Origin of the sequence: Lysobacter luteus, from assembly GCF_907164845.1 — a bacterium.
Taxonomy (GTDB): domain Bacteria; phylum Pseudomonadota; class Gammaproteobacteria; order Xanthomonadales; family Xanthomonadaceae; genus Novilysobacter; species Novilysobacter luteus.
This window is the reverse complement of sequence record NZ_OU015430.1, coordinates 1,824,242-1,851,116: the sequence shown is the minus strand read 5'-3', so window position 1 is coordinate 1,851,116 and position 26,875 is coordinate 1,824,242. Positions and strand designations below refer to the sequence as shown.

Below are 26,875 nucleotides of genomic sequence, written 5' to 3'. Positions count from 1 at the left end.
CACGACCTCCAACCATCGCAAAGGAAACTGCATATGTGTTCGATCCTCGGCATCTTCGGCCTCACTCCTGGCGACGACCTGCCCCGACTTCGCCGCGACGCGCTTGCGCTGTCGCGGCGACAGCGCCACCGCGGCCCCGATTGGAGCGGCGTCCACGCCGACCCGGGCGCCATCCTTGTCCACGAACGGCTGGCGATCGTCGATCCGGCCGGCGGTGCGCAGCCGATCGTGTCTGGCGATGGCAGGCATGTGCTCGCCGTCAATGGCGAGATCTACAACCACCGCGAACTGCAGGACGGGTTGTCCGCACCCCATGACTTCCAGACCGGCTCGGACTGCGAGGTCATCAATGCCCTGTACGCGCAGGACGACGACATCGGCGGCTGGCTGGGGCGGTTGAACGGCATCTTCGCCTTCGCCCTTTGGGACCGCGAGCGGGAGCGCCATCTGGTAGCGCGAGACCCGATCGGCGTGTGCCCGCTGTATTGGGGTCACGACGACCAGGGCCGGATGTGGGTGGCCTCGGAGATGAAGGCATTGGTTGGGGTCTGCAACGACGTCGCCCAATTCCCGCCCGGCCACTGGTACGACAGCGCCACCGGCCAGCTGCAGCGTTACTACCAGCGGCCCTGGCGGGACCACGATGCGACTCGAGGCGTGGCAGTCTCGCCGGTTGAGCTGCGCGAGGCGTTCGAGCGCGCGGTGCATCGCCAGATGATGAGCGACGTGCCTTACGGCGTGCTGCTGTCGGGCGGGCTGGACTCGTCGCTGGTCGCTGCCTGCGCGGCCCGCTTCGCCCGCCGGCGGATCGAGGAGGACGACCGTGCGGAGGCCTGGTGGCCGCGGCTGCACTCGTTCGCGATCGGCCTGCCGGGATCGCCCGACCTCGCCGCCGCCGAAGTGGCGGCCGAGGCACTCGGCACGGTCCACCACGGCTTCACCTACACGCTTGAGGAGGGCCTGGACGCGCTGCCGGAGGTCATCCGGCACGTCGAGACGTTCGACGTCACCACCATCCGTGCATCCACGCCGATGTACCTGCTCGCGCGGCGGATCAAGGCGATGGGCGTCAAGATGGTGCTGTCGGGGGAGGGCAGCGACGAGATCTTCGGCGGCTACCTGTACTTCCACAAGGCGCCGGGCGCGCGCGAGTTCCACGACGAGCTGGTGCGCAAGCTCGATGCGCTGCACGCCTACGATTGCCTGCGCGCCAACAAGTCGATGATGGCCTGGGGGGTCGAGGCGCGCGTGCCGTTCCTGGACATCGAGTTCCTCGACGTGGCGATGCGCATGGACGCGACCGCCAAGATGGTCGGCGTGCGGCCCGACGGCAGCGTGCGCATCGAAAAGGCGGTCCTGCGCGAGGCGTTCGAGGGTTACCTGCCCGACGCCATCCTGTGGCGCCAGAAGGAGCAGTTCAGCGATGGCGTCGGCTATGGCTGGATCGACGGACTCAAGGCCCATGCCGAAGCCCATGTCAGCGACCGCGAGTTCGTCGCCGCCGCCAGCCGCTTCCCGATCAACCCTCCGCAGAGCCGGGAGGCGTACTTCTACCGGCGGATCTTCGAGCAGCTGTTCCCCGGCGCGGCCTGTGCCGGGACGGTACCGGGCGGCAAGTCGATTGCGTGCTCGTCGCCGGCGGCGATCGCCTGGGATGCGGCGTTCGCCGAGGCCGCCGACCCGTCCGGACGCGCGGTGGCGGGCGTGCACCAGGCGGCGCTGGCCTAGGCCAGTTGGCTCAACCGCGTCGCTGCAGGCGGTAGGCGACGGTCTCGAGTGCTGTCAGCCCCTGCTCGATGAAGGCCGGCTGCTGGTCCAGGATGGCGCGGCGTTCCAGCACGTCCACCTGCCAGTCGTCGGCGAACAGGGCCCGCACTTCATCTTCCGGCACGGAGAAGGGCGGGGCCTGCATCTCGTCCGGCGGGTACTCCAGGGTGACCAGCAGGCCCTTGCAGCCGGTCGGCAGGCGTGCGTAAAGCTCGCGGGCGTATCGCGCGCGCATGTCCGGCGGCAGCGCGATGAGGGCGGCGCGGTCGTACACCGCGTCGCAGCCGGCGAGGGTTTCGTCGTCCTGCGCGAACACATCGCCGTGGATCATCTCGACCGGACCCGCGCGGTACACGCGCCCGGCGGGCGTGTCGTGGACCTCCGGCTCAAGCGCGTGCGCGGCGAAAAACTGCTCGACTGCCAGTTGCGACAGTTCCACCCCGAGCACGCGGTGGCCGCGGCCGGCCAGCCACGCCATGTCGAGCGACTTTCCCGCCAGCGGTACCAGCACGCGCGCACCGCTGGCGACGCCGAGACCGTCCCAGTGCGCGGCCAGCAACGGCGTGGGCTGGTCCTGGTGGAACCCGGTCCGGCCGTCCTTCCAGCGCTCGAGCCAGTAGTCGGGTTCCATCAGCTCACCCGGCCAGCGAGCGGTTGTCGATCACGAAGCGGTACTTCACGTCGCTGCGTTGCATGCGCTCGTAGGCCTCGTCGATCTGTTGCACCGGGATCATCTCGATCTCCGACACGATCCCGTGCGCCGCGCAGAAGTCGAGCATTTCCTGGGTCTCGGCGATGCCGCCGATCAGCGAGCCGGCGATCGACCGGCGACCGAACACCAGCTGGCCGACCGACGGGCTCGGATGCGGATGCTCCGGCACGCCGACCAGGCACAGCGTGCCGTCGCGCTTGAGCAACGCGGTTAACGCGTCGAGATCGTGGCTGGCCGCAACGGTGTCCAGGATGAAGTCGAAGGTGCCGGCATGCGCGCGGACTTCGCCGGCGTTGCGCGAGTTGACCACCTCGTGCGCGCCGAGGTCGTGGGCGTCCTGGCGCTTGCTTTCGGACGTGGTGAAGGCCACCACCTGCGCGCCCATCGCCCGCGCGAGCTTGATGCCCATGTGGCCGAGCCCGCCGATGCCGACGATGCCGACCTTCATCCCCGGCCCGACCTTCCAGTGGCGAAGCGGCGACCAGGTGGTGATGCCGGCGCACAGCAGCGGGGCGACGGCGGCCAGCTGGTCCTCGGGGTGGGTGACACGCAGCACGAAGCGCTCGCTGACGACGATCCGCTGTGAATAGCCGCCCAGCGTATGCCCCGGCGGGTCTTGGGTCCGGCCGTTGTAGGTGCCGATGAAGCCCTTCTCGCAGTACTGCTCCAGTCCATCGCCACAGGCGCTGCAGGACTGGCAACTGTCGACCATGCAGCCGACGCCGACGGTGTCGCCCACCTTGAAGCCGGTGACCGCGCTGCCGACCGCCGTGACCTGGCCGACGATCTCGTGGCCCGGCACGCAGGGATAGCGCGTGCCGCCCCATTCGGAGCGGACGGTGTGCAGGTCGGAATGGCAGACACCGCAGTAGGCGATGTCGATCTGTACATCGCCTGGCCCGGGCGTGCGGCGCTCGATGTCGATCGGTTGCAACGGCTGGTCGGCGGCGTGCGCGCCGTAGGCCCTGGTGGTCATGTCCGCGCTCCGGAAAGGGAAACGTCGATTCTGTCACCCCGGTCCTTCGGCTTCCGTCAACGCGGAACGGCGGCGGTCACTCGACCGCCAGGCCCTCGACCTTCTGCCATCCCCTGGGCAACAGCCCCCCGCGCGTCGCGCGAGCGCCGATGTAGCCGTCCAGGTCCTTCCACGACAGGGTCATCGTGCGGGCGCCGGAACGCACCTGCAGGCTGCCACCCTCGGGCACCACCGCGACCGCGACCACGCGCTCGGTGCCGAGCTTGGCCTTGGGGATGTCGATGAGCTTGTTGCCCTTGCCCTTGTCGAGTTCCGGCAACTCGGCCACCGGGAACGCCAGCAGGTGGCCGGCGCTGGTGGCGACCACGACGCGGTCGATCGCGACATCGGTCACCGGCGCGGGCTGCACGACCTTCGCGTTCGGCGTCAGCGACAGCATCGCCTTGCCGGCCTTGTTTCGGCTCGTGAGGTTCTCGAACCGGGTGACGAAGCCGTAGCCGTGGCTGGAGGCCAGGACGAAGCGGGTGTCGTTGTCGCCGCTGGCCACCGCCTGGAACGAGGCGCCAGGGGCCGGCGAGAAACGGCCGGTCAGCGGCTCGCCATTGCCGCGGGCCGACGGCAGGCTGTGGACGATGGTCGAGTAGCTGCGGCCGGTGGAATCGAGGAACGCCACCTGCTGGTTGCTGCGAGCACGCGCTGCCGCCAGCAGCTCGTCGCCCTCGCGGTAGTTGAGCGCGGCGGCGTCGATGTCGAAGCCCTTGGCCGCGCGCACCCAGCCCTTTTCGCTGACCACCACCGTCATCGGCTCGCTCGGGGCCAGGTCGGTTTCCGACAGGGCCTGGGCGGCGCCGCGGGCGACCAGCGGGGAGCGGCGCGCATCGCCGAATTTCTTCGCATCGGCCAGCAGCTCGTCCTTGATCAGCTTGCGCAGCTTGGCCTTGCTGCCGAGGGTCGCGATCAGCTTTTCGCGCTCGGTCGCCAGCTCGTCCTGCTCGCCGCGGATCTTCATTTCCTCCAGGCGCGCAAGCTGGCGCAGACGGGTCTCGAGGATGTAGTCGGTCTGCTCCTCGCTGAGTGCGAAACGCTCCATCAGCACCGGACGCGGCTCGTCCTCGGAACGGATGATCCGGATCACCTCGTCCAGGTTGAGGAAGGCGACCAGCAGGCCTTCCAGCAGGTGCAGGCGGCGCTCGACCTTCTCCAGCCGATGGGTCAGGCGACGGGTCACGGTGTCGGCGCGGAACTGCAGCCACTCGGTCAGGAAGGCCTTGAGGTTCTTGACCTGCGGGCGTCCGTCCAGGCCGATCACGTTGAAATTGACCCGGAAGCTGCGCTCCAGGTCCGTGGTCGCGAACAGGTGGCCCATCAGGGTGTCGATGTCGACCCGGTTGCTGCGCGGCACCAGCACGATGCGCGTCGGGTTGGCGTGGTCGGACTCGTCGCGGATGTCCTCCAGCCACGGCAGCTTCTTGGCCCGCATCTGGGTGGCGATCTGCTCGATCACTTTGCTGGGCGAGACCTGGTGGGGCAGGGCGGTCACCACGATGTTGGCGCCGTCCTTGTCGTACACCGCGCGGGCGCGAACGCTGCCGTGGCCGGTCTCGTACATCGACACCAGGTCGGCGCGCGGGGTGATGATCTCCGCCTCGGTCGGGTAGTCCGGCCCGAGCACGTGCTCGCACAGGTCGCGCGTGGTCGCGTCGGGGTCTTCCAGCAGGCGCACGCAGGCGCTGACCACCTCGTTGAGGTTGTGCGGCGGCACATCGGTCGCCATGCCGACGGCGATGCCGGTGGTGCCGTTGAGCATCAGGTGCGGCAGGCGCGCCGGCATCCACGAGGGCTCCTCGAGGGTGCCGTCGAAGTTCGGATCCCAGTCGACCGTGCCGTGGGCGAGCTCGCCCAGCAGGACCTCGGCGATCGGGGTCAGCTTGGATTCGGTGTAGCGCATCGCCGCGAACGACTTGGGGTCGTCGCTGGAGCCGAAGTTGCCCTGGCCCTCGATCAGCGGGTAGCGGTACGAGAACGGCTGGGCCATCAGCACCATCGCCTCGTAGCAGGCGCTGTCGCCATGCGGGTGGAACTTGCCGATCACGTCGCCGACGGTGCGGGCGGACTTCTTGGGCTTGCTGGCGGCGTTGAGGCCCAGCTCGCTCATCGAATAGATGATCCGGCGCTGGACCGGCTTCAGCCCGTCGCCCAGGAACGGCAGGGCGCGGTCCAGCACCACGTACATCGAGTAGTCGAGGTAGGCGCGCTCGGCGTACTCGCGCAGCGGGATCTGTTCGAAACCGTGGAAGGTCGGACGTACGGATTCAGTCATTCGGGCTGTGGTGTCCTGGGCGGCCGGGAATCAGCGGTGGAGCTCGCCGGCGGCCTCGGGCTGGTAGGCGATCGACAGCACCTTCAGGCGCACGGTGCGGCCACCCGGGACGGGCCACTCGATGGTGTCGTCGATCCGCAGGCCCAGCAGGGCGCTGCCGACGGGCGCCAGGATCGAGACCCGGTCCGCCTGGCCATTGACGTCGCGCGGATAGACCAGCGTCAGCTCGCGTTCCTGGCCCTCGTCGCTGCCGTCCAGTACGCGGAAACGCGCGGTGGAGTTCATGGTGATCACGTCGGACGGCATCTGGGCCGGCTCGAGGATCTGCGCACGGGCCAGTTCGGCCTCGAGCGCCGAGGTGTCCAGGTCGGCGGTGCCGGGTGCTTCGAGCAGCGCCTCGAGGCGCTCGCAGTCAAGGCGCGAAAGGAGAATGGAAGGGGCAGTCATGCGTGGGCTCCAAAGCGATGCGGGCGACGCAATATGCGCCGCCCGCGGCCGCTTGAGTCTACTCCAGAGCGTGCCCTTCGCCCATCCGCCGACCGCCGGGGGCGAACCGCCAGCCGGCGGCCGCCGTGGCCCGCACGCGACGACTGGAAGGGTGAAGGAAGTGTTGACATCCCCGCCGTCGCCACTCATCATGCGCGGCCCGCACAGCACCAACGTGCGGTTTGCCCAGGTGGCGGAATTGGTAGACGCACTAGCTTCAGGTGCTAGCGGGGGCAACTCCGTGGAGGTTCGAGTCCTCTCCTGGGCACCAAACACCGTCCGGTGACTACCGCGCCGGACACACGAAGAACCCCGCTCCGGCGGGGTTTTTTGTTGCCCGCAATGCACGTTCGCGCGGCACGGGGCGTTGACAGGCGGGGTGTACCATCGCGCCGATGAACAAGCCCCCCAGCAAGCGCGGCGCAGGCGCCCGCAAGTCATCCGGCAAGGCCGGCTCCCCCGATACCTCCGCCCCCGGCAAGCGTGGCGGCCCGCCCGGCGCCGGTCGCGGCAAACCCGGTGGCAAGCCGGCCGGCAAGAAGCCCGGCTGGCTCCCCGAGCCGCCGCCGCGCGGCACCCGCAAGCCACCGCTGGCCCCGCTGCACGGCGAACCCGTGCGCGGCAAGGATGGTCGCCCGGCGGATCCGTATGCCGACCGCGAGGCCGCCCGCTACGAGCAGCCCATCGCCAGCCGCGAGATGATCCTGCAACTGCTGTCGGCCGCCGACGGCCCGATGGAGGCCGAGGCACTGTCCGAGCGGCTGGGGCTGTCCGAGCCCGAGCGCTTCGATGCACTGTCGGCCCGCCTGCGCGCGATGGTCCGCGACGGCCAGCTGCTGCAGAACCGGCGCGGCGGTTTCGTCCCCGCCCAGCAGGTCGACCTGGTACCCGGCAGCGTCATCGCCAACCCGGACGGCTTCGGCTTCCTGCGGCCCGACGGTGTCGGCGGCGACGACCTGTTCCTGCCGCCGTACGAGATGCGCAAGGTCATGCACGGCGACCGCGTGCTGGCCAGCGTCACCGGTGTCGACCGTCGTGGCCGACGCGAAGGCGCGATCGTCGAGGTGCTCGAACGCCGGCTGAGCCGCCTGATCGGCCGTTACATCCTCGAGGACGGCGTCAGCTACGTGGAACCCGACGACCGCCGGATCCAGCGCAACGTGCTGATCCCGCCCGAGAGCCGCGGCGACGCCCAGGCCGGCCAGCTGGTGGTGTGCGAGTTGACCCGCGCTCCCGACGCCCGCCGCCCGCCGATGGGCCGCATCCTGACCGTCCTGGGCGAGCGCCTCACCGCCTCGCTGGCGGTGCAGGCGGCCATCCATGGCCACGACATCCCGCATGAGTTCCCGCAGCAGGTGCTCGACCAGGCTGCAGCGGTGCCGCTGGAGGTCCCCGAAGCGGAGGCCAGCGAGCGGGTCGACATCCGCGACCTGCCGCTGGTCACCATCGACGGCGAGGACGCCAAGGACTTCGACGACGCCGTCTGGTGCGAGCCCAACCGCGAGGGCTTCCGCTTGGTGGTCGCGATTGCCGACGTTTCCCATTACGTGCGTCCCGGCGAGCCACTGGACGACGAGGCGCAGAAGCGCGCGACCTCGGTGTACTTCCCCGGGTTCGTGGTTCCGATGCTGCCGGAGACGCTGTCCAACGGCATCTGCTCGCTCAAGCCCAAGGTGGACCGCTTGTGCTTTGTCTGCGACATGCAGATCGACCGCAAGGGCGAGGTAACCGCCTCGAAGTTCTACGAGGCGGTGATGCACTCGCACGCGCGCCTGACCTACACGCAGGTCTGGAACGCGGTCGGCGACGACGCCAGCGACGAGGACCGCGAGGACGCGCTGGGCCGGATCGGCGACCTGCTGCCGCAGGTGCAGCGCCTGCACCAGCTGTACCAGGTGCTGGCCAAGGCGCGCGCCAAGCGCGGCGCCATCGAGTTCGAGTCAAGCGAGGTCCGCTTCGTGCTCGGCGCCAAGGGCGAGGTCACCCAGGCCGGGATGATCGTGCGCAACGACGCGCACAAGCTGATCGAGGAATGCATGATCGCCGCCAACGTGGAGGCGGCGAAGTTCCTGATCGACGCCGAGGTGCCGGCGCCCTACCGCATCCACGACCGGCCGCCGGAGCAGAAATACGCCGACCTGCTGGAGTTCCTGAAGGAGTTCAAGCTGCGCATGCCGCCGTGGGCCAAGGTGCAGCCGCGCGACTTCACCAACCTGCTCAAGAGCATCCGCGAGCGGGCCGACTCGACCCTGATCGAATCGGTGTTGCTGCGCAGCCAGAGCCTGGCGGTCTACCAGCCCGAGAACGTCGGCCACTTCGGCCTGGCGCTGGAGGCCTACGCGCACTTCACTTCGCCGATCCGCCGTTACCCCGACCTGCTGGTGCACCGCGCGATCAAGCACGCGCTGAGCGGCAAGCGGCCGGAGAAGTTCAAGTACTCCCCGAGCGACATGGCCCAGCTTGCGCTGCAGTGCTCCGAGCGTGGCCGCCGCGCCGAGGAGGCCGAGCGCGAGGTCGACGAGCGCTACCGCGCCGCGTGGATGGAGCAGCACGTCGGTGGCGAGTTCGACGGCGTCATCAGTGGCGTCACCAGCTTCGGGTTGTTCATCGAGCTGGACCAGTCGAAGGTCAACGGGCTGGTCCACGTGACCCAGCTGCCGCACGACTTCTACCACTTCGACCCGATCCGCAAGACCCTTACCGGCGAGCGCCATGGCCGCGAATTCCGCCTGGGCGACCGGGTCAGCATCATCGTGATGAAGGCCAGCGTGGAGGAGCGGAAGATCGACTTCCGGCTGGTCGAGGAGCGCGGGGTCAAGCCGTTGCCCGAGCGCGGCCAGCCGGCCAAGCGGGTCAAGCAGAAGTACTAGGGGCCCGGTCGGGGAGCGGCGGTCGACGCCGCTCCCCTACAATGGCCGCCCCCCACGCGCCCAACTCCCCATGAGCCAGAAGCAATGGATCGCCGGCATCAATGCCGTCGCCGCCGCCGTCGAGCACGATGCCGACAACGTGCGCGAAGTGCTGATCGAGGCCGGCGCGAAAAACCCGCGACTGGTCGAAATCGAGTCGTCGGCACGACGGGTCGGGATCGACGTGCGCCGGGTCAACACCCAGGCAATCGACGGTGTGGTCGGCAACCTGCGCCACCAGGGCGTGGTGGCTCGTTACGCGGCAGCCCGGACCTGGAACGAGAACGAGCTCAAGGAACTGGTCGAGGCGGCGGAAGGTCGTGCGCTGCTGCTGTTGCTTGACGGCGTGCAGGACCCGCACAACCTCGGCGCCTGCCTGCGCAGCGCCGCCGCGGCCGGCGTGACCGCGGTGGTGATCCCCAAGGACAAGTCGGTGCAGGTCAACGCGACCGTGCGCAAGACGTCGGCCGGTGCCGCCGACAGCATCCCGGTGGTGCCGGTGACCAACCTGGCCCGGACAATGCGCGACCTGCAGCAGCTGGGGGTCTGGCTGTACGGCCTGGCCGGCGAGGCGGACGCGTCGCTGTACGCGCTCGACCTGCGCGGCAACGTCGGCCTTGTGCTTGGCGGCGAGGGCGATGGCCTGCGCCGGCTGACCCGCGAGAACTGCGACCAGCTGGTGCGCATCCCGATGCCGGGTACCGGGGTGGAAAGCCTCAACGTCTCGGTTGCCGCCGGCGTGACCCTGTTCGAAGCGGTGCGCCAGCGCCATTCCTGACCGAGGCACCGGCTTCACGCCCCGGGGGCGAAGATCCCGCGGCCGTGCTCCCGCGGCCATGCCGTGGTCCCGCCCATGAATGCCTTCGAACTTTCGGCTCCGCTGCCGGATTTCCTTGTCCGCGGCACGGTCATCTACTTTGCGGTCGTCATCGCTATCCGGCTGCTACCCAAGCGCGAGATCGGCGACCACTCACCGTCGGACATGCTTGCGCTGGTGATGATGGGTGCGCTGGTGGCCGACGGCATGTCGGTCGGGTCCGAGGAACCCATCGACTTCCTGCTGCTGGCGGTCGTGGTGCTCGCTTGGGACTGGGTCGTCAACGTGCTCGAGTTCCGCTTTCCCTTCATCAGGCGCCTGACTGCGGAGAAGCCGGTGGTGATCGTGCGCAACGGCCGGATGCTGCCGCGGGCGATGCGGCACGAACTCATCACCGAGGACGAGGTGCTCGCGTGCATCCGCAAGAACGGGCTGGAGAGGGTCGATGAGGTGGCGCTGGCGACGGTCGAGAAGACCGGCGAGATAAGCGTGGTGGCGATGGACCGCTGAAGTGGGCGCGGCTTGCGTAGCCGGTCAGCCGACGGCCGCGACGCCGCGTGGCCAGTTGTTGACGATCCGGCAGAACAGTTCGGCGGTGCGCTCGGTGTCGTACACGGCCGAGTGGGCCTCGTTCGGGTCCCAGTGGAACCCCGCCGCCTGTACGGCGCGGGCCAGCACGGTCTGCCCGTAGGCCACGCCCGCCAGCGTCACCGTGTCGAACACGCTGAAGGGATGGAACGGATTGCGCTTGTGGCCCACGCGCGCCACCGCGGCGTTGAGGAAGTTCAGGTCGAAGTGGGCGTTGTGCCCGACCAGGATCGCGCGCTGGCAACCGTGCCGCTTGCACGCCTCGCGCACCGGCGCGAACACGTGGTCGAGCGCGGGGCGCTCCTCCTTGGCGAGCCGGAACGGGTGGTCGAGCCGGATGCCGGTGATTTCCAGCGACTTGGGATCGATGTCCAGGCCGGGGGCCGGCACCACGTGCGCGTTGGTGGTCTTGCCGGGCACCAGCAGGCCGTCGTCGTCCAGCTCCAGTGGCAGCACCGCGATCTCGAGCAACGCGTGCCGGTTCCAGTCGAAGCCGCCGGTCTCCACGTCGACCACCACGGGCAGGTAGCCGCGGAAGCGGGTGGCCAGCGGGGATACGGCGGCGGCCGCGGGAGGCGAACCCGCGGGGGTGGTGGGGGTGGGGGAGCTCATCGCCGAAAGCCTAGCAGACCCGCGCGCCGGCCCTGCTACGCGTTCGGGTCGTCGTCCGGCGCCATGCGGATGCCGAGGATCACCCCCGCCTCGTGGAACTGCCGCAGCATCCGTTCGCCGTCGTCGAGGAACGTCTGGTCCGGCGCCACGTCGGCCTCTCCGGCGAGTGCGCGCAGCTGGCTCCGGCCATCCAGGTTCGGCTGCTGGTCGAGCCGTTGCAGCAGCCGGAACGCCAGCGGGCTCAGTTGCTGGAAGCCCACCTTGCCCTGCGCATCGCGCTGCAGGAGCAGGCAGGTCGCGGCGTCGGGCGGGTGGTCGGGCAGGTATCCGGGCCCGATGCGGTGCACCGGCCAGGCATAGGCGAGCGGCCACGCCAGCGGTGACACCAGCGGCGCGCCGTCGAGCAGATCGCCATCGGGATCGAAGGGGACGTCGTCGGCGCGGGATTCGCTGATCTGCAGGGCGAGTTCGACCCACTCGTAGTGGGCCAGTTCGACCAGCCACGGCGGGTCGCCGCGGCCGGCCCCGGCCCGGTGCTCGAGGTAGCGCAGGAATTCGCGCGCCAGCTCCGGGAACAGCGGGGTGCGCGAGGGATGTTCCCGGTAGAAGTCGCGTACGAGCCCAGTCCAGCGCTCCGGCTCGGGATCCGACCAGATGCGCCGGATGACCGGAAAGTTGCCGGCGAGCATCGATTCGATGTTGTTGAAGAACAGTTCGCGGTAGACCTTCAGGCGGTGCGGCTCGATGCCTTCGGGCGGGGGCGCATGGGTGGGGTCGCGGATGTAGTCGGCGAGTGCGCGCTGCGGATCGGTAGCGAGGCGGTCCACAGTGCCACTTCCGGCCGGGTCGCGATCAGGCGGCATGGCGTTGCCGCTGCGCGCGTGACAACTGCGCGCGCACGGTGTCGAGTTCGCCGAGCAGCTCGTCCAGCGGCGGCAGGTTGAAATCGCGCTCGAGCAGGGTCGGCCGCGGACCGAACACCCGGTACGCCTCGCCCAGCAACGCCCAGACCGGGTCGCTCACCGCGGCACCGTGGGTGTCGATCTTCAGGTCCGGTGCCTCGTCATGGTGCCCGGCGACGTGGAGGTAGGCGATGCGTTGGCCGGGCAGCGCACGTATGAACTCCCCCGCGTCGTAGCCGTGGTTGGTCGCGTTGACCACCACGTTGTTGATGTCGAGCAGCAGATCGCAGTCGGCCCGGTCCAGCACATCGAGGATGAAATCGATCTCCGGCATGCCACGCGGTGCCAGGGTCGCGTAGTAGGAGATGTTCTCGACCGCGATGCGACGCCCCAGCACGTCCTGCACCTGGCGGATGCGTGTCGCCACGTGGGCAATCGCCACGTCGGTGAACGGCAGTGGCATCAGGTCGTACAGCTGGCCCTGCATGTCGCTGCAGGCACTCAGGTGTTCGCTGTAGATCGGGCTGCGGAGCCGGTCGAGGAAGCGCCGTAGCTTGCCCAGGAAGGTCTCGTCGAGCGGACCCGGTCCACCGAGAGACAGCGACAAGCCGTGGCAGACGATCGGGTGGCGCGTGGCCAGCTCCTCGAAGCCGTCGCCAAGCGCGCCGCCGACTCCGATCCAGTTCTCCGGGGCGGCCTCGAGGAAGTCGAAGCTGCCGCCCGGCGCCGCCCGGAGCGGACCCAGCAGGGCCCGCCGCAGGCCGAGGCCGACGGCGTCGGCGGCGAGCCGTGCCGGACCGGTCATCCCGGGTATGCGTACGTGCCGCGGCTCACATGCCGCCGCACTTGCCCTCGCCGCACTTGCCTTCCATCCCGGCCTTTCCGCCCGTGTCGGCCGCCTGGGCCTTCGGATGGTGGGCGTCCATCTCGGCGGCGCTGATGAAGCCGTCGCCATCGGGGTCGTGCTCGCCAAAGCGGCTGCCGTCGCCGTCATGCGCGGCGGCGAACTCGGCCGGGGAGATGCGCGCGTCCTTGTCGGTGTCCATGCGCTCCATGCCACAGCGGCCTTCGTGCGGGTCCTTCTCGCTCGCGGCGGCGCCGTCGCTGGCGCCGAGCATGTAGCCCTGGGCCAGCGGCGTGGCGGCGAACGCGGCGCCGGCCAGGAGCAGGGTGCCGGCGATGCCGGCGGCGGCGAGTACGGGCTTGTTCGGCTTGCTGGACATCGGCTGTCTCCGTGGTGGCGGCCGGGGCCGCGGTGGAGGCCGATGCTAGCGCGGTTGCCGGTGCCGGTCGTTAACGGGCGCTACGGGGCGACGGTATTGCTGCCGTCGCGCTTCTCCCGCGGCGGCAGGTCGTCGTTGCCGCGCACGAGGAACCAGACGTTTTCGGCGATGTTGGTCGCGTGGTCGCCGATGCGCTCGATGTTCTTGGCCATGAACAGCAGGTGCGTGCAGCCGGTGATGCTGCGCGGGTCCTCGGCCATGTAGGTCAGCAGCTCGCGGAACAGCGCGGTGTAGGCGGTGTCGAGCTCGGCGTCGCGGGCGCGGATGGCCTGGGCGGCCTCGACGTCGTTGTCGCGGTAGGCCACCAGCACGTCGCGCAGCTGCTCGACGGCCAGCCGGCCGATCACCTGCAGGCCGCCCACCTGCGGCAGGGGTGGGGCGAGGTTGAGCGCGGTCGAGCGTTTGGCGACGTTGGCCGCGTAGTCGCCGATGCGCTCGATGTCTGAGGCGATCCGGATCGCCGCGAGGATCTCGCGCAGATCGCGGGCCATCGGCCCGCGCAACGCCAGCTTCATGACGTCCTGGCTGATCTCCTGTTCCAGCGCATCGATCGCCTCGTCGTTGGCGATGATGCGCGCGGCGGCCTTGTCGTCGCGGCGTGCGACCACGTCCAGCGCGGCCTCCAGCTGCGCGGCGGCCATCTCGCCCATGCGCAGGGTCTCGTCGAGCAGGCGGCGCTGCTCGTCGTCGTAGCTCTTGACGATGTGGTCGTGGGGCTGGGTGGTCATGGGGTTCTCCTTAGCCGAACCGGCCGGTGATGTAGTCCTCGGTCTGCTGCTTGTCCGGCGCCGAGAAGATCCGGTCGGTCGGGCCATGTTCGACCAGGTCGCCCAGGTACATGAAGGCGGTGAAGTCGGACACGCGCGCGGCCTGCTGCATGTTGTGGGTGACGATGGCGATGGTGTATTCGTTCTTGAGTTCGGCCACCAGCTGCTCGATGCGGCTGGTGGAGATCGGGTCCAGCGCCGAGGTCGGCTCGTCCAGCAGCAGCACGTCGGGGCGCAGCGCGACCGCGCGGGCGATGCACAGGCGCTGCTGCTGGCCACCCGACAGTCCCAGCGCACTCTGGCCCAGCTTGTCCTTCACCTCGTCCCACAGCGCGCCCTGGCGCAGCGCCAGCTCGACCCGGTCGGCCATCTCCGCCTTGCCCAGCTTCTCGTGGTGGCGGATGCCGTAGGCGACGTTCTCGAAGATCGTCATCGGGAACGGCACCGGCTTCTGGAACACCATGCCGACCTTGCTGCGCAGCCGGTTCATCGGGTACTTCGGGTCGAGGATGTTCTCCCCGTCCAACAGCACCTCGCCGCTGGCACGCAGCTTGGGGTACAGCGCGTAGATCCGGTTGAACACGCGCAGCAGGGTCGACTTGCCGCAACCGGACGGACCGATCAGCGCGGTGACCTGCTTTTCGGGGATCTCCAGGTTGATGCCCTTGAGTGCGTGGAACCGGTCGTAGTGGAAGTCGAGCCCACGCGCGGCGAGCTTGACCGGCGCCCGGGTGTCGATGGGGGAGGCGATGAGGTCGTTCATGGCGGGTGCCTGGAAGGTTGAGGGGTGCGGGGCCGCAGCCGGGCGGCGGGACGGGGCGGGCTCAGTCATGGCTCACCCGCTTGCGCGCGACGATGGCGCGTGCGACCAGGCTGATCAGCAGCACGAAGCCGGTCAGTACCAGCGCGCCGGCCCAGGCGATGTCCTGCCAGGACGTGTACGGGCTGCCGGCGAACTGGTACATCACCACCGGGACGCTTGCCATCGGGCCGGTCACGTCGGCGCTCCAGTACTGGTTGCCGAATGCGGTGAACAGCAGCGGCGCGGTCTCGCCGGAAATGCGGGCCAGTGCCAGCAGGATGCCGGTGACGATGCCGGGCATGGCCGAGCGGTACATGACCTGGACGATGACCTTCCATTGCGGCACGCCAAGCGACAGTGCCGCCTCGCGCATCTGCGAGGGCACCAGCCGCAGCATCTCGTCGGTGGTGCGCAGCACCACGGGCAGCACGATGAAGGCCAGCGACACCGCGCCGGCGACCGCCGAGAAGTTGCCGCCGGCCTGCATCACCAGCAGCGTGTAGACGAACAGGCCCAGCACGATCGACGGCGCCGACAGCAGGATGTCGTTGACGAAGCGCACGACGGTGCCGATGCGGCTGACGGCGCCGTACTCGGCCAGCCATGTGCCGGCGGCGATGCCCAGCGGCGTGCCGATGCCGATCGCCATCAGGCACATCACCGCGCTGCCGAAGAAGGCATTCCGCAGGCCGCCTTCGGCCATCGGCGGCGGCGTGTCCTGGGTGAACAGCGCCGCGTCGATTCCGCCGAGGCCCTTGGCGACCAGCGTCCACAGGATCCAGCCCAGGAACAGCAGGCCAAGGACGGCCGCCAGGCAGGCGAGCACCAGCGACACCGCGTTGGTGATGCGGCGCCGGCGGTACAGCGCGTTGGCGGTGCGCTGGCGGCGCGCGTCGGCGACGGCGGCGGGCGAGGTCATCGGTTGCCCTCCTTGCGCGACAGGTGGCCCAGCATCAGCCGGGCGATCGCCAGCACGATGAACGTCACGATGAAGAGCACGAAGCCCAGCAGCAGCAGCGCCGAACGGTAGGTCTCCGTCGCTTCGCCAAAGTCGTTGGCGATCAGTGCGGCGATGGTGGTGCCCGGCTCGAGCAGCGATGCGGTGAAGCGGGTCGAATTGCCGATCACGAACGCGACCGCCATGGTCTCGCCCAGCGCACGGCCGAGGCCGAGGAAGATGCCGCCGATCACCGCCGAGCGGGTGTAGGGCAGCACGATGTCCCAGCTCACTTCCCATCGGGTGGAGCCCAGCGCATAGGCCGACTCCTTGAGCCGGGTCGGCACCGTCAGGAACACCTCGCGCATCACCGACGAGATGAAGGGCACCACCATGATCGCCAGCACGATGCCGGCCGTGAGCATGCCGATGCCGATCGGTGGGCCCTGGAACAGCGGGCCGATTACCGGCAGCGTGCCCAGGTGCTCGTTGGCCCACGGCGTGACGTACCTGGTCATCACCGGCACCAGCACGAACAGGCCCCACATGCCGTAGATGATCGAAGGAATGCCCGCGAGCAGCTCGATCGCGGTGCCGACCGGGCCACGCAGCCAGCGCGGTGCAACCTCGGTCAGGAAGAAGGCGATGCCGAAGCTCACCGGGATTGCGATGACCATCGCGATGATCGCGGTGACCACGGTGCCGTAGATCGGCACCAGCGCGCCGTACCGGTTCTCGACCGGGTTCCAGTCGGCGCTGAAGAAGAAGTCGAGGCCCGAAGCCTCCAGCGCCTGGCGGCCACCCCAGAGCATCGACAGCGCCGCGCCGGTGAGCGCCAGCAGCACGAACACCACGGTGGCGACCAGCACGTACCGGAACATCCGGTCATTGCGGGCGTCCTTGTGGTCGCGCGAGGCGGGGAGGGCGATGGCATTCATGCGGATATCGGATTCCTTGGCCGGCAATACGCCCCCGGTGCACGTGGCATCCGGGGGCGGTCCGACGAGACGCGGTTACTGCGCGGTGGCGCCCTTGAACTCGGCGGCCCAGTACTGCTCGATCTGGCCGACCAGCTCCGGCGGCAGCGGCACGTAGTCGAGCGACGCAGCCTGCTGCTGGCCGTTTTCCAGCGCCCACTCGAAGAACGCACGCGCATCGGCGCTGCGCTTGGCGTCCTTGGGCTGCTCGTACATCAGGATGAAGTTGGTGGCGGTGATCGGCCACGCCTGCTCGCCCGGCGCGTTGGTGATGACCAGGTTGAAGTCCTGCACGCTGGTCCAGTCGGCGGTCGCGGCGGCGGCGGCGAATGCCTCGGCGCTTGGCGCGACGAAGTTGCCGGCCGCGTTCTGCAGCATCGCGTAGGCCATCTTGTTCTGCAGCGCGTAAGCCAGCTCGACATAGCCGATCGAGCCGTCGATCTGCTGCACGTAGGAGGCCACGCCCTCGTTGCCCTTGCCGCCCACGCCGTCGGGCCACTGCACCGACTTGCCTTCGCCGACCGCGTCCGCCCACGCCGGGCTGACCTTGGTCAGGTAGTTGGTGAAGTTGAAGGTGGTGCCCGAGCCGTCCGAACGCTGCACCAGGTTGATCTTGCCGGCGGGCAGCTCGACACCCGGGTTGACCGCGGCGATGGCCGGGTCGTTCCAGGTCTTGACCTTGCCCAGGTAGATGTCGGCCAGCAGCGGGCCGGTAAGCTTCAGCTCGCCGGCTTCGATGCCCTTGACGTTGACCACCGGCACCACGCCGCCGATGACCGACGGGAACTGCAGCAGGCCGGCCTCGGCCAGCTCCTCGCTCGACAGCGGCGCGTCGGACGAACCGAAGTCGACGGTGCCGGCCTTGATCTGGGCGATGCCGCCGCCCGAACCGATCGACTGGTAGTTGACCTTGTGGCCGGTGGCGGCGTTGTAGTCGGCGGACCACTTGGAGATCAGCGGGAAGATGAAGGTCGCGCCGGCACCGGTGATCTGCGCGGAGACCTGGTCGCCCGCCTCGGTGCTGGCCCCCGGGGCGGAACCGCCGGCATCGGCGGCGGGCGTGGAATCGTTGCCACCGCAAGCGGCGACGGCGAACGCGAGGGCAACGGACAGGGCGGCGGTGCGGAGGTTGAAGCCGGCCGGCGTGGTGTTCATTCGGAACTCCGTGACGAGGAATGCCGGCACCTGCCGGCGGGTGCGACCATGAAATGATGTTTCTGTTACGCCGATATGACAGTTCGCCCGGTTTTGTTACAGCCGGTGCGGGCCGTGTTCACCCGGCCGGTACCGGACGCGCAAACAAAAAGGGCGCGACCTTGGTCGCGCCCTGCCCAGGGGAGGGAGATTGAGAGAGAGACTGGAAGCTCCCGCTACCAGAAGAACTGGAGCCGTGTCTCGATGATGTCCGGGTCGTCGCTGAGGCCCTGGCGCTCGCTGTCGACCTGCACGTAGTTGAGCGCGAACTTGAAGTTCTTGCGCCAGTACCAGTTCACGCCCGCGGTCATCGCGTCCATCCGGCCGCCTTCAACGGTGCCGTCGTCCAGGTCGATGGTGTCGTAGCGCAGGCCCACCTGCCACATGCCGCGGGCCGGATCGGCCGGCTTGGCGGTGCCGGGGGTGCCGGACTTGTAGCCCCACGACTCGCCGGTCAGGTTGTAGACGGCGCTGAGGTAGCCGCCGGTGGCGGTGTAGTCAGCGTTGTCGTGCCTGCTGACGGAGGCATGCATGTACTCGCCCTGCAGTTTCAACGGGCCATGCGCCCAGAAACTCTCGACGCCGGTGGTGGCCACGCGGTCGGTGTCGAGCAGTGTGCCGGTATCGACCAGCCTCACGCCGGCCAGGTCGGCCTGCGGGCGGGTACGCAGCCGCAGGGTATCGGCGTCAGTGTCCTGGTCGACGTACGACAGGCCCAGGTGCAGGATGCTGGCGTCGTCGTGGATGGGGGCGAATGTCCCGCGCAGGCCGTAGCCCGCGCCGTGCGCACCGCCGCTGGTCAATTCGCGGCCGAAGCTGCTTGCAGTGATGCTCCAGTCGTCGGCCGAGTAGCCATAGGCGGCACCGAGCCGGCGCGACACGGCGAAGGTGTTGGTGGTCATCGCCTTGGAGATGAAGTCGTTGTTCTTGGTCGACGACAGCTCCTCCAGGCTGTTGGGCTGCTTGAACTGGCCGACCGTCAGGCCGTGGCCACCACCGAAGTCGTAGCCGACGTTGACGTCCAGCCACTTGTCGCCCTTGGCGTCGTAGCCCACCACCCAGTCCACGTTGCCGGGCCCCTTGCCCTTGAGTACCAGCTCGGCGCGGCGCAGTTCGTGGTCATGGTCGTTGCCATCGCCGGCATCGCCGTCGAGGTCGGCAAGGTCACTGTCGTACCAGCTGCTGTCGGCCTGGACCAGGCCTTCGAAACTGATTTCGGAACCACCGATGGTGTCGATCGGGACACCGGCATGGGCGAGTGGCGCGATGCTGGCCAGCATGAGCGCGGCCGCAAGACGGTTTGGTGTGATTTTCATGACGGTCTGGTGTCACAGCGGGGAAGTGGGCGCAGGTTAGGCGCCAAATCTTGCAGGAATGTGACATTCCTCCGCCGGCTCGTCGCGTTGCGCGGTGGCTCAGCTTGCCGGCGTGGTCGCCGGTACCGGCTCGCCCCGGGTCTTGTCCGGGTATCGGCAGATGTCGCGGATGGCGCAGTGCGGGCAGTCCGGCACGCGCGCCTTGCAGACGTAGCGGCCGTGCAGGATCAGCCAGTGGTGCGCGTCGTGCAGGTACTCGTCGGGGATCACCCGCACCAGCAGGTCCTCGACCTCCCGCACGTTGCGGCCCGGCGCGAGGCCGGTGCGGTTGGCGACGCGGAAGATGTGGGTGTCGACTGCCATCGTCGGCTCGCCGAACGCCGTGTTGAGCACCACGTTGGCGGTCTTGCGTCCGACGCCGGGCAGTGCCTCGAGCGAAGCGCGGTCGCGTGGCACTTCGCCCTCGTGGCGCTCGAGCAACTGTTCCGCCATCGCCACCACGTTGGTGGCCTTGGTATTGAACAGGCCGATCGTGGCGATGTAGGGCTTGAGCCGGTCGACGCCGAGCGCGGCGATCTGCGCCGGTGTGTTGGCGACCGGGAACAGCTTGCGGGTGGCCTTGTTGACGCCGACGTCGGTCGCCTGCGCCGACAAGGTCACCGCGACCAGCAGCTCGTAGGGCGAGGAGAACTCCAGCTCGGTGGTCGGGCTGGGGTTGAGCTGCTTCAGGCGGGCGAACATTTCCGTGATGGCGGCGCGGGTCAGCCTTGAACGGGCGGCGCGCTTCCTGATGGCGCGGCGGGGTCGGGACGTGGGCATGCGTGCTCAGGAGGTGCGCGTGCCAGCCGCCCTGGCGCGCGCGCGGGCGAGTGCGGCGGCGGCGGCGGCCGGCAGGGCCGGGCGGGCGGGTTCGGTGGCCGACGTATCGGGTGCGGCCGGGCGGGGGCGCGCTGCGCGCCGGGCATGGCGCTCCGCGGCCAGGCGTTGCAGCCGCGCCTCGCGCGCGCGGAAACGCTCGCGTGCCGCCAACGCGACCCGTCGCTCATCCCGCGCGCGGATCACCGACGCCTGGCAGCCGGGTTTGCAATCCGGGCACGGCTCGCAATCGAGCAGCCCGGCCTCGATCGCGTGGTCGACATCCTCGACCGCCAGTGCAGCCGCGACACGGTGCACGCCGGCACCGTCGCGCGACGTGCAGCCGCAGCGGCAGCCGTTGATGCCGTCCACCTCAGCGCCCGGCGAAAGCCGGCTTGCGACGTTCCAGGAACGCGCCGGTGCCTTCGCGCATGTCATCGGTCGAGAACATGAGCCCGAACTGCGCGGTCTCGTACTCCAGGCCCTCCTCGATCGCGCACTCGCCGCCGACGTTGACGCAGTCCAGCACGCCGCGCAGTGCCAGCGGCGCGGACTCGGCCAGCTGGTTGGCCAGCTTCATGGTTTCGGTTTCCAGATCGGCGGCCGGTACCACCCGGTTGACGATGCCCAGCTCGCGCGCCCGCGCCGCGTCCACCGGGGTGCCGACCAGGCACAGCTCCAGGGTGGCGGCCCGGCCGGCCAGGCGCAGCAGGCGCTGGGTGCCACCAAAACCGGGGATCAGCCCCAGGTTGACCTCGGGCTGGCCCAACTTGGCGCTGTCGGCGGCGATCCGCAGGTGGCATCCCATCGCAAGCTCCAGCCCGCCACCGAGCGCGAAACCGTTGATCATCGCGACCACCGGCTTGGGCATCTTCTCGATGCGGCGCATCAGCCGCTGCCCGCGCAGCGAGAAATCGCGGCCCTGGACCGGCGTGAGCGTGTTCATCTCGCTGATGTCCGCACCCGCGACGAAGGCCCGCGACCCCGACCCGGTCAGCACCACGCAACGCACGGCGTCATCGGCCGCGGCGGCGTCGAACGCCTGGTGGAGTGCATCGAGGGTGGCCGCGTTCAGCGCGTTCAGCTTGTCCGGGCGATCGACGGTGATGACGCGGACGGCGCCGCGGTCGGCAATGGCCACCGGTGTGGCGGCATGGGTGTCGGACATGCGGGAGCTCCCTCGGGGACTGGGCGGATTCTTGCTGGAACATGAAGGCGCGACGCATCGTGGAACTCGCGCGGCGCCGGGTTGTCTGAGCTGGACGTCAGTGGCAGTTAAGCCCCTGCGTCGCTATCCTAGCGCGTCCATCCGGGGCCGTTCGACCGGCTGGACCAACCCAATACGGGGCGGTGCCGCCGCTCGCGTCATCACCGGAGGTTCCACCGAATGAAGTTGCGTTTGATTGCGGTCGCCGTTGCGGCCCTGACCCTCACCGCGGGCCACGCCGTAGCGCAGGACACGTCGTCCGAGAAGGGCAAGCTGAGCTACGCGCTCGGTTATGACCTCGGCCGCAATGCCGGCGAAAGCGGCGAAGCGCTCGACGTGAACACCATCATCAAGGGCCTGCAGGACGGTTACGCCAAGAAGGACCCGTCCGTGCCCGTCGACCAGCTGCGCGTCGCGGTCGAGAACATGCAGAAGCGCCAGCAGGCCAAGGCCAAGGCGGCATGGGACAAGGCTTCGGCCGAGAACAAGACCCGCAGCGACGCGTTCATCGCGCAGAACAAGGCCAAGGCCGGCGTGAAGTCGCTGCCCAGCGGCGTGCAGTACCGCGTGATCGAGAACGGCAGCGGCGCCAAGCCGACCCAGGCCAGCACCGTCCAGCTCGAGGTCGCCGGTCCGTTCCCGTGGGGCCAGCGTGGCGAGAACGCCCAGGCCCGCGCCATGCCGCCGCTGAAGGTGAGCGAGGTCGAGATGCCCGCGATGCGCGAGGCGCTGCTGCAGATGCAGGCCGGCTCCAAGTGGGAGATCACCCTGGCTCCCGAGCAGGCCTATGGCGCCGACCCGCGCACCGGCGTCCCGCCGAACATGGCCGTGCAGTTCGAGGTCAAGCTGGTCAGCATCAAGTGACGTGACACCGCCGCCGGGCCTGCCCGGCGGCGTCCGCGGTACCCTTGCGCCGGCCTCTAGGCCGGCGCATCCGTTTCAGCGCCACGCATTTCCCGCGCCACGCAGTCGAGTCCCCGATGACGACCTTCCTGCCTGCCATGCTCACTCCCTGCACCGGCGTCTGCTGCCTCGACGCGCAGGGCCTGTGCGAGGGTTGCCACCGCACCGGCGACGAGATCGCGCGCTGGTCGCAGATGGGCGACGACGAGCGCTCGCGGATCATGGACGAGGTGCTGCCGGCCCGCGAGGCCACCCGCACGTGAACCCGGGCGGCATCGCCGACGCGCCGGGCGAGGTCACCCGCCTGCGGTCGGTGCTGCGGCCGTTGGACGATCCGGCCATCGGCGACGGCTGGAACCGGGAGGAGATCGGCGACCTGCTGCATCCGGCGGTCGAACTGGCCGACGCAGCCGTGCTGGTCGGCCTGGTCGCGCGCAGCGAAGGCACCGGCGTGGTGTTGACCCTGCGCACGGCCGACCTGCGCCACCACGGCGGGCAGGTCAGCTTTCCCGGAGGCCGGGTCGAACCCGACGACACGGACGCGGTCGCCGCGGCGCTTCGCGAGACCCGCGAGGAGATCGGCGTGCCGCCGGGTCGGATCCAGCCGGTCGGCCTGCTCGATCCGCTGTTGACGATCACCGGTTTCCGGGTGCTGCCGGTGGTCGCCGTGATCGACCCGGGCTACGTTGCCCGTCCGGACCCGCGCGAAGTGGCCGAGGTATTCGAGGTCCCGTTGGCGTTCCTGCTGGACCCGGCCAACCTCGAGCGCCGGGAGCTGGAGTACAAGGGCCGCATGCGGCACGTGCTCGAGTTCCGCTATCCCTCGCAACGCATCTGGGGCGCCACCGCCTCGATCCTGTGGAACCTGCGGCAACGACTGGAGGACGCACGATGAACGATTCCACCGCCCCTCGCTGGCAGGGTTTGGTCAACGTCGAACAACTGGCGTCGGCGCTCGGACGCGACGACCTCGTCGTGCTTGATGCACGCGTCTCGTTGGCCGACCGCAGCGCCGGCGAGGCGTGGTACCGGGACGGCCACATCCCCGGCGCGCGGTTTGCCGACCTCGACCGGGACCTTTCCGACCACGACCGCAAGGGCGGTCGACACCCGTGGCCCGGGGCGGACGCCTTCACCGCGCGCCTGGGGCACTGGGGCATCACGCCGTCGCACCAGGTCGTCGTCTACGACGCCGGTGACGGAGCGCTCGCGGCGGCGCGCGCGTGGTTCCTGCTGCGGGCGCTCGGGCATCGCGACGTGGCGGTGCTGGATGGCGGCTGGAAAGCATGGACCGCGCAAGGCGGCCCGGTCGACACCGGCATGCCTGCCGTTGCGCCGGCCGATTACACCGCGCGGTTCGACCGCTCGCGCCTGCTCGACGCCGAGGGCGTGCAGCAGCACCTGTCGGATGGCGGAATGCTGATCGATGCGCGTGCGTCGGAACGTTTCCGTGGCGAGGCCGAGCCGCTCGATCGTGTCGCCGGGCATGTCCCGGGTGCGGTCAATCGTCCGTACGCCGAGAACCTGGAGGACGGGCGGTTCAAGCCGGCCGGGGTACTGGCGCGGGAGTTCAGCGAGCTGCTGGATGGCCGGCCCGCGAACGAGGTGGCGGTGATGTGCGGTTCGGGCGTCACCGCCTGCCACCACCTGCTCGCGATGGAGCACGCCGGCCTGCCGGGAGCGAAGCTGTACACCGGCTCGTGGAGCGGCTGGCTCGAGGACCCCAACCGGCCGGTCGCGCGCTGAGGCCTATTTCCCCAGCTTCGCGACCAGCGCCTTCAACGCGGCCTGGGTGCCCTCGGCGTACCAGGCCTCGACAAAGCGGTCCAGCTCGATGTGCTCGGGTTCCAGCGCCTCGATCATGTCGGCCCGGGCAATGCGGCGGGTGTGCGACATCGCCTCGCGCGGCAGCGCCAGCAGGTGCTGCAACCACGCGATGGCGCGCGCGGTGACTTCCTCCGGCGGCGCGAGCTCGTCGACCAGCCCGATCCGCAAGGCGCGCTCGGCTTCGACCAGTTCCCCGGCCACCAGCAGGCGCTCGGCGCGCGCGGTGCCCACCACACGGCGCATCAGTCGCTGGATGCCCTCGGGGGCGACCAGCCCGACCTGGGTCTCGTTGAGGCCGATGCGGAAATCGCCGGCGGCCATCACCCGGTAATCGCAGCACAGTGCCAGCACGCAGCCGCCGGCCGGCGAATGGCCGGTGATCGCCGCGGCCACCGGCACCGGACAGGTCGCGATCGCGCGCGCGGCGGCGAAGAACGCCTGCCACGCGGCGGTCAGCGCGGCGCGGTCTTCGCCCAGTCCGACCAGGTACGGCACGTCCAGGCCCGCCGAGAACACCTTGGGCCCGCCGGACAGCACGATGCCTCGGGCCTCACCAATCACCGCCGCGTCGATCGCGGCGCGCAGGTCGCGGCACAGCGCCGGGTCGAGCGCATTGACCGGTGAGCGTGCCAGCCTCAGCTCGACGATCGCGCCGTGGGTGACGACCTCGACGCGACTCAAGGGGTCACCCCGTCCGGCCAGCGGTAGCGCACCGTATAGGTCAGGCGGGTCTCGCCACCGGCCGGGACCGCCACGGTGAACTCGGCATGGCGCGCGTCGCGGCGCTCGGCCGGCACGCTGCTGGACACCACTTCCCAGTCGCTCCAGCGCGGCAGCGGTTCGATCACGCTGATGGTGGCGTCGGTGTCCTTGGCGTTGGCCAGGGTAAGCGCGAACGACTCGGTGATCGTGCGGCCACCACGGTCGACGTTGAAGCCGGTGTTCTCGCGCCGGGCCGTGAGGTCGAACGCGGTGCCGACCTCGAACCGCAGCTCCGCGCCCGCGGGCGTGTGGCCCAGCGTGGACTCGCCCAGGAAATCGCTCCCCTGGAAGATGCGTGCCCGCCCGGCAGGCAGAGGCTGGCCCAGGTTGGCTTCCTTCGTGTTCTGGATCGACACCGCCGACTTGACCGGCAGGTCGCCGGTTTCACCGCGGAAGCCCGGGTCGATGAGCGGACGCGGCGGTTCCCAGTCCGGTCCGCCGGCATCGACCACGTAGGCGCGCTTGCACGCGACCGCGTCGACGCGGGCGAACAGCGGCACGCGCTCGGTCGAGCCGGCCCGCACCGCAGTGGTGCCCGGCACGTCGTAGGCGTGGTACTCGCCCGACGCGCGCCGGACCGCTATCTGCGGCGCCGGTGCGGCCGCCACGGCGTCCTCGGCATAGCCGCGGGCCATGTAGCGGCGCTCGGGCTGGACCCGGTTGGGCTCGCCTGCCACCAGCGTCAGGCTGGCGTCGGAGAAGGTCACGCCGGCACGGTTGGCCACCATCGCGGCGCCGTCGAGCGACAGCTGGCAGTTGTCGCCTGCGGCGATCGTGGCGAGGTACTCGGCCCGCCAGGCCAGGCCGCCCATCGGGTAGCTCAGCACGAAGTCGGCGTCGCCGCCGCCGCTGGCCCGAACGGTCCACTGCAGTTCGGCGCGCTGCGGCAGCAACCGGGTGCCGTCGACCACGCTGAAGCTGTTGTACTCGCGGATGACCTTGATGCGTCCGTCGCCCAGCGCAAGGGTCAGGCCATCGCCCGCGGCGACCAGCACGCCGGTGTCGGTCTGCTTGGCGCCGCCGGCGGTGTGCTCGACCGTGATGCGCTGGCCGAGCACCTGCGAGGTGACGTCGGCGCTGCCGGACAGCGGTGCGATGTAGCGTTGTGATTCGATACCGACGGCGGCCGACTGCGCGCGCAGCACGGCCGCTTCGGCGTCGATCGCCGGCGGCACGCCGGTGGCGGACACCGTGTTGAGGCCTTCCTTCAGCGAGTAGTGCAGTGGCCGCTCGACCAGCGCGTAGCCGGGCATCCCGGGTTGCGCCCGGTCGACGCCGGCCAGTGCCGCGTAGTCGCCGCTGTAGATCGTCAGCCGGGTGGTGCCGGCGGACTCGTCTTCGCTGCCGCGCGGCGGTTCGACCGGCGTTGCCGCGGGAACCTCCGGGCTGCCGGCGGGGGCGGGCGCGTCGGATGAGCAGGCGGCCAGCGCGCAGGCGACGGCAAGCAACGACAGCGAACGATGCATCGTGGACTCCGGTTTTCGGCGTGCCGGTATCATAGGCCGATGAACAGGATCGGTGCTCCGCTGGCATTCGCCAGCCTGCTGTTGGCCTCCGTTGCCTTGCCGGCCTGCGCACGCGAGTGCGCGCCGGTGGTGAGCGAGGGTTGGGTGCGCATGCCGCCGGTGGCGATGCCGATGCTGGCCGGGTTCGGCCGCATCACCAACACCTGCGATACCCCGGTGACCATTGTCGGGGCGCGCAGCGATGCGTTCGGCGAGGTGACGGTGCATGAGACGCGCATCATCGAGGGTGTCAGCCGGATGCGCCCGGTACCCACGCTGCGGGTTGATGCGAAAGGCGAGGCGGTGCTGCAGCCGGGTGGATTGCACCTGATGCTGATGCAGCCGAAGGCCACGTTGGCCCCGGGTGACCGGATACGGGTCGAGTTCGAGCTGGAAGGCGGCGGCGTGCTTGCCGGCGACTTCGAGGTGCGCGGCCCGGGCGGCTGAGGCC

26 protein-coding genes, 1 tRNA gene and 1 pseudogene are annotated in these 26,875 nt (G+C 69.7%); 9 read left to right on the top strand and 19 right to left on the bottom strand.

Features of this window, described 5'->3' with window-relative positions:
• Positions 1–33: 33 nt before the first annotated feature.
• The gene (gene asnB, locus KOD61_RS08625; protein ID WP_215218303.1) at positions 34–1,728 is read left to right on the top strand and encodes an asparagine synthase B; all 1,695 of its coding nucleotides are present in this window, start codon (positions 34–36) and stop codon (positions 1,726–1,728) included.
• A gap of 10 nt (positions 1,729–1,738) precedes the next feature.
• On the opposite strand, the gene KOD61_RS08620 is transcribed toward asnB, so the two are convergent.
• From KOD61_RS08620 to rnk, 4 genes are all read right to left on the bottom strand, one after another.
• A complete protein-coding gene (locus tag KOD61_RS08620; RefSeq protein WP_215218302.1) occupies positions 1,739–2,398 on the bottom strand; it encodes a thiopurine S-methyltransferase in 660 nt (219 codons plus the stop codon).
• A 4-nt stretch (positions 2,399–2,402) separates the two neighbouring features.
• Complete coding sequence (locus tag KOD61_RS08615; RefSeq protein ID WP_215218301.1) at positions 2,403–3,455, bottom strand: NAD(P)-dependent alcohol dehydrogenase; 1,053 nt, start codon at positions 3,453–3,455, stop codon at positions 2,403–2,405.
• 76 nt (positions 3,456–3,531) lie between these two features.
• Entirely contained in the window at positions 3,532–5,775 is a 2,244-nt protein-coding gene (parC, locus tag KOD61_RS08610; RefSeq protein ID WP_215218300.1) for a DNA topoisomerase IV subunit A, read from the bottom strand.
• Between the two features lie 30 nt (positions 5,776–5,805).
• The gene (gene rnk / locus KOD61_RS08605; protein WP_215218299.1) at positions 5,806–6,222 is read right to left on the bottom strand and encodes a nucleoside diphosphate kinase regulator; all 417 of its coding nucleotides are present in this window, start codon (positions 6,220–6,222) and stop codon (positions 5,806–5,808) included.
• A 223-nt stretch (positions 6,223–6,445) separates the two neighbouring features.
• Between rnk and KOD61_RS08600 the strand changes: the two genes are divergently transcribed.
• From KOD61_RS08600 to KOD61_RS08585, 4 genes are all read left to right on the top strand, one after another.
• Positions 6,446–6,532: transfer RNA gene (locus tag KOD61_RS08600), tRNA-Leu, on the top strand.
• A 124-nt stretch (positions 6,533–6,656) separates the two neighbouring features.
• On the top strand, positions 6,657–9,131 hold the full coding sequence (rnr, locus tag KOD61_RS08595) for a ribonuclease R (protein ID WP_215218298.1): 2,475 nt from the start codon (positions 6,657–6,659) through the stop codon (positions 9,129–9,131).
• 70 nt (positions 9,132–9,201) lie between these two features.
• A complete protein-coding gene (gene rlmB, locus KOD61_RS08590) occupies positions 9,202–9,948 on the top strand; it encodes a 23S rRNA (guanosine(2251)-2'-O)-methyltransferase RlmB (protein ID WP_215218297.1) in 747 nt (248 codons plus the stop codon).
• 75 nt (positions 9,949–10,023) lie between these two features.
• Positions 10,024–10,497, top strand: coding sequence for a DUF421 domain-containing protein (locus KOD61_RS08585; RefSeq protein ID WP_215218296.1), 474 nt, complete (start codon positions 10,024–10,026; stop codon positions 10,495–10,497).
• A gap of 24 nt (positions 10,498–10,521) precedes the next feature.
• Here KOD61_RS08585 and rnt read toward each other — a convergent pair whose 3' ends face one another.
• The 13 genes from rnt to KOD61_RS08520 form a co-directional block, all read right to left on the bottom strand.
• On the bottom strand, positions 10,522–11,187 hold the full coding sequence (gene rnt / locus KOD61_RS08580; RefSeq protein ID WP_215218295.1) for a ribonuclease T: 666 nt from the start codon (positions 11,185–11,187) through the stop codon (positions 10,522–10,524).
• 35 nt (positions 11,188–11,222) lie between these two features.
• A complete protein-coding gene (locus KOD61_RS08575; protein ID WP_215218294.1) occupies positions 11,223–12,014 on the bottom strand; it encodes an HvfC family RiPP maturation protein in 792 nt (263 codons plus the stop codon).
• A gap of 25 nt (positions 12,015–12,039) precedes the next feature.
• Positions 12,040–12,894: an HvfB family MNIO-type RiPP peptide maturase gene (locus KOD61_RS08570; RefSeq protein ID WP_215218293.1), complete on the bottom strand. Its 855-nt coding sequence runs from the start codon at positions 12,892–12,894 to the stop codon at positions 12,040–12,042.
• Between the two features lie 25 nt (positions 12,895–12,919).
• A complete protein-coding gene (locus tag KOD61_RS08565) occupies positions 12,920–13,312 on the bottom strand; it encodes an HvfA family oxazolone/thioamide-modified RiPP metallophore (RefSeq protein ID WP_215218292.1) in 393 nt (130 codons plus the stop codon).
• Between the two features lie 80 nt (positions 13,313–13,392).
• Complete coding sequence (gene phoU, locus KOD61_RS08560; protein ID WP_215218291.1) at positions 13,393–14,100, bottom strand: phosphate signaling complex protein PhoU; 708 nt, start codon at positions 14,098–14,100, stop codon at positions 13,393–13,395.
• Positions 14,101–14,110: 10 nt separating this feature from the next.
• Positions 14,111–14,902, bottom strand: coding sequence for a phosphate ABC transporter ATP-binding protein PstB (gene pstB, locus KOD61_RS08555; RefSeq protein ID WP_215218290.1), 792 nt, complete (start codon positions 14,900–14,902; stop codon positions 14,111–14,113).
• Between the two features lie 61 nt (positions 14,903–14,963).
• Positions 14,964–15,860 carry a phosphate ABC transporter permease PstA gene (gene pstA / locus KOD61_RS08550; protein ID WP_215218289.1) on the bottom strand — a complete coding sequence of 299 codons (897 nt, stop codon included), beginning with the start codon at positions 15,858–15,860 and terminating at the stop codon, positions 14,964–14,966.
• On the bottom strand, positions 15,857–16,816 hold the full coding sequence (gene pstC / locus KOD61_RS08545) for a phosphate ABC transporter permease subunit PstC (protein ID WP_215218288.1): 960 nt from the start codon (positions 16,814–16,816) through the stop codon (positions 15,857–15,859). The genes pstA and pstC overlap by 4 nt, the downstream gene beginning before the upstream one ends.
• Before the next feature lie 75 nt (positions 16,817–16,891).
• Positions 16,892–18,010 (bottom strand): phosphate ABC transporter substrate-binding protein PstS, encoded by a 1,119-nt coding sequence (pstS, locus tag KOD61_RS08540; RefSeq protein WP_215218287.1) that lies wholly within the window; start codon positions 18,008–18,010, stop codon positions 16,892–16,894.
• A gap of 215 nt (positions 18,011–18,225) precedes the next feature.
• Positions 18,226–19,365, bottom strand: coding sequence for an OprO/OprP family phosphate-selective porin (locus tag KOD61_RS08535; RefSeq protein ID WP_215218286.1), 1,140 nt, complete (start codon positions 19,363–19,365; stop codon positions 18,226–18,228).
• Between the two features lie 99 nt (positions 19,366–19,464).
• Positions 19,465–20,184, bottom strand: a complete 720-nt coding sequence (gene nth, locus KOD61_RS08530) for an endonuclease III (RefSeq protein ID WP_215218285.1) — start codon at positions 20,182–20,184, stop codon at positions 19,465–19,467.
• 6 nt (positions 20,185–20,190) lie between these two features.
• Entirely contained in the window at positions 20,191–20,592 is a 402-nt protein-coding gene (locus KOD61_RS13090; protein WP_311195414.1) for a hypothetical protein, read from the bottom strand.
• 1 nt (position 20,593) lies between these two features.
• Positions 20,594–21,388, bottom strand: a complete 795-nt coding sequence (locus KOD61_RS08520; RefSeq protein WP_215218284.1) for an enoyl-CoA hydratase/isomerase family protein — start codon at positions 21,386–21,388, stop codon at positions 20,594–20,596.
• 219 nt (positions 21,389–21,607) lie between these two features.
• On the opposite strand from KOD61_RS08520, the gene KOD61_RS08515 reads away from it, so the two are divergent.
• From KOD61_RS08515 to KOD61_RS08505, 3 genes and pseudogenes are all read left to right on the top strand, one after another.
• Entirely contained in the window at positions 21,608–22,291 is a 684-nt protein-coding gene (locus KOD61_RS08515; RefSeq protein WP_215218283.1) for an FKBP-type peptidyl-prolyl cis-trans isomerase N-terminal domain-containing protein, read from the top strand.
• A 116-nt stretch (positions 22,292–22,407) separates the two neighbouring features.
• Positions 22,408–23,225: pseudogene (locus KOD61_RS08510) on the top strand (CoA pyrophosphatase).
• Positions 23,222–24,076, top strand: a complete 855-nt coding sequence (locus tag KOD61_RS08505) for a sulfurtransferase (RefSeq protein WP_215218282.1) — start codon at positions 23,222–23,224, stop codon at positions 24,074–24,076. The pseudogene KOD61_RS08510 and the gene KOD61_RS08505 overlap by 4 nt, the downstream one beginning before the upstream one ends.
• A 3-nt stretch (positions 24,077–24,079) precedes the next feature.
• On the opposite strand, the gene KOD61_RS08500 is transcribed toward KOD61_RS08505, so the two are convergent.
• Both KOD61_RS08500 and KOD61_RS08495 read right to left on the bottom strand, forming a co-directional pair.
• The gene (locus tag KOD61_RS08500; RefSeq protein ID WP_215218281.1) at positions 24,080–24,838 is read right to left on the bottom strand and encodes an enoyl-CoA hydratase/isomerase family protein; all 759 of its coding nucleotides are present in this window, start codon (positions 24,836–24,838) and stop codon (positions 24,080–24,082) included.
• Positions 24,835–26,385 carry a DUF4139 domain-containing protein gene (locus KOD61_RS08495; protein ID WP_215218280.1) on the bottom strand — a complete coding sequence of 517 codons (1,551 nt, stop codon included), beginning with the start codon at positions 26,383–26,385 and terminating at the stop codon, positions 24,835–24,837. The genes KOD61_RS08500 and KOD61_RS08495 overlap by 4 nt, the downstream gene beginning before the upstream one ends.
• A 39-nt stretch (positions 26,386–26,424) precedes the next feature.
• Between KOD61_RS08495 and KOD61_RS08490 the strand changes: the two genes are divergently transcribed.
• Positions 26,425–26,871 (top strand): copper chaperone PCu(A)C, encoded by a 447-nt coding sequence (locus KOD61_RS08490; protein WP_215218279.1) that lies wholly within the window; start codon positions 26,425–26,427, stop codon positions 26,869–26,871.
• Positions 26,872–26,875: the final 4 nt, after the last annotated feature.

Excerpts from the sequence above, each read along its gene's own strand:
- nth (WP_215218285.1), bottom strand. The coding sequence starts at position 20,184 with ATGCCCACGTCCCGACCCCGCCGCGCCATCAGGAAGCGCGCCGCCCGT.
- rnt (WP_215218295.1), bottom strand. The coding sequence starts at position 11,187 with ATGAGCTCCCCCACCCCCACCACCCCCGCGGGTTCGCCTCCCGCGGCC.
- KOD61_RS08570 (WP_215218293.1), bottom strand. The coding sequence starts at position 12,894 with ATGACCGGTCCGGCACGGCTCGCCGCCGACGCCGTCGGCCTCGGCCTG.
- KOD61_RS08520 (WP_215218284.1), bottom strand. The coding sequence starts at position 21,388 with ATGTCCGACACCCATGCCGCCACACCGGTGGCCATTGCCGACCGCGGC.
- KOD61_RS08565 (WP_215218292.1), bottom strand. The coding sequence starts at position 13,312 with ATGTCCAGCAAGCCGAACAAGCCCGTACTCGCCGCCGCCGGCATCGCC.
- KOD61_RS08620 (WP_215218302.1), bottom strand. The coding sequence starts at position 2,398 with ATGGAACCCGACTACTGGCTCGAGCGCTGGAAGGACGGCCGGACCGGG.
- KOD61_RS08490 (WP_215218279.1), top strand. The coding sequence starts at position 26,425 with ATGAACAGGATCGGTGCTCCGCTGGCATTCGCCAGCCTGCTGTTGGCC.
- KOD61_RS08535 (WP_215218286.1), bottom strand. The coding sequence starts at position 19,365 with ATGAAAATCACACCAAACCGTCTTGCGGCCGCGCTCATGCTGGCCAGC.
- asnB (WP_215218303.1), top strand. The coding sequence starts at position 34 with ATGTGTTCGATCCTCGGCATCTTCGGCCTCACTCCTGGCGACGACCTG.
- phoU (WP_215218291.1), bottom strand. The coding sequence starts at position 14,100 with ATGACCACCCAGCCCCACGACCACATCGTCAAGAGCTACGACGACGAG.
- pstC (WP_215218288.1), bottom strand. The coding sequence starts at position 16,816 with ATGAATGCCATCGCCCTCCCCGCCTCGCGCGACCACAAGGACGCCCGC.
- KOD61_RS08495 (WP_215218280.1), bottom strand. The coding sequence starts at position 26,385 with ATGCATCGTTCGCTGTCGTTGCTTGCCGTCGCCTGCGCGCTGGCCGCC.
- KOD61_RS08505 (WP_215218282.1), top strand. The coding sequence starts at position 23,222 with ATGAACGATTCCACCGCCCCTCGCTGGCAGGGTTTGGTCAACGTCGAA.
- KOD61_RS08585 (WP_215218296.1), top strand. The coding sequence starts at position 10,024 with ATGAATGCCTTCGAACTTTCGGCTCCGCTGCCGGATTTCCTTGTCCGC.
- pstA (WP_215218289.1), bottom strand. The coding sequence starts at position 15,860 with ATGACCTCGCCCGCCGCCGTCGCCGACGCGCGCCGCCAGCGCACCGCC.
- parC (WP_215218300.1), bottom strand. The coding sequence starts at position 5,775 with ATGACTGAATCCGTACGTCCGACCTTCCACGGTTTCGAACAGATCCCG.
- rlmB (WP_215218297.1), top strand. The coding sequence starts at position 9,202 with ATGAGCCAGAAGCAATGGATCGCCGGCATCAATGCCGTCGCCGCCGCC.
- rnr (WP_215218298.1), top strand. The coding sequence starts at position 6,657 with ATGAACAAGCCCCCCAGCAAGCGCGGCGCAGGCGCCCGCAAGTCATCC.
- pstB (WP_215218290.1), bottom strand. The coding sequence starts at position 14,902 with ATGAACGACCTCATCGCCTCCCCCATCGACACCCGGGCGCCGGTCAAG.
- KOD61_RS08515 (WP_215218283.1), top strand. The coding sequence starts at position 21,608 with ATGAAGTTGCGTTTGATTGCGGTCGCCGTTGCGGCCCTGACCCTCACC.
- KOD61_RS08615 (WP_215218301.1), bottom strand. The coding sequence starts at position 3,455 with ATGACCACCAGGGCCTACGGCGCGCACGCCGCCGACCAGCCGTTGCAA.
- pstS (WP_215218287.1), bottom strand. The coding sequence starts at position 18,010 with ATGAACACCACGCCGGCCGGCTTCAACCTCCGCACCGCCGCCCTGTCC.
- rnk (WP_215218299.1), bottom strand. The coding sequence starts at position 6,222 with ATGACTGCCCCTTCCATTCTCCTTTCGCGCCTTGACTGCGAGCGCCTC.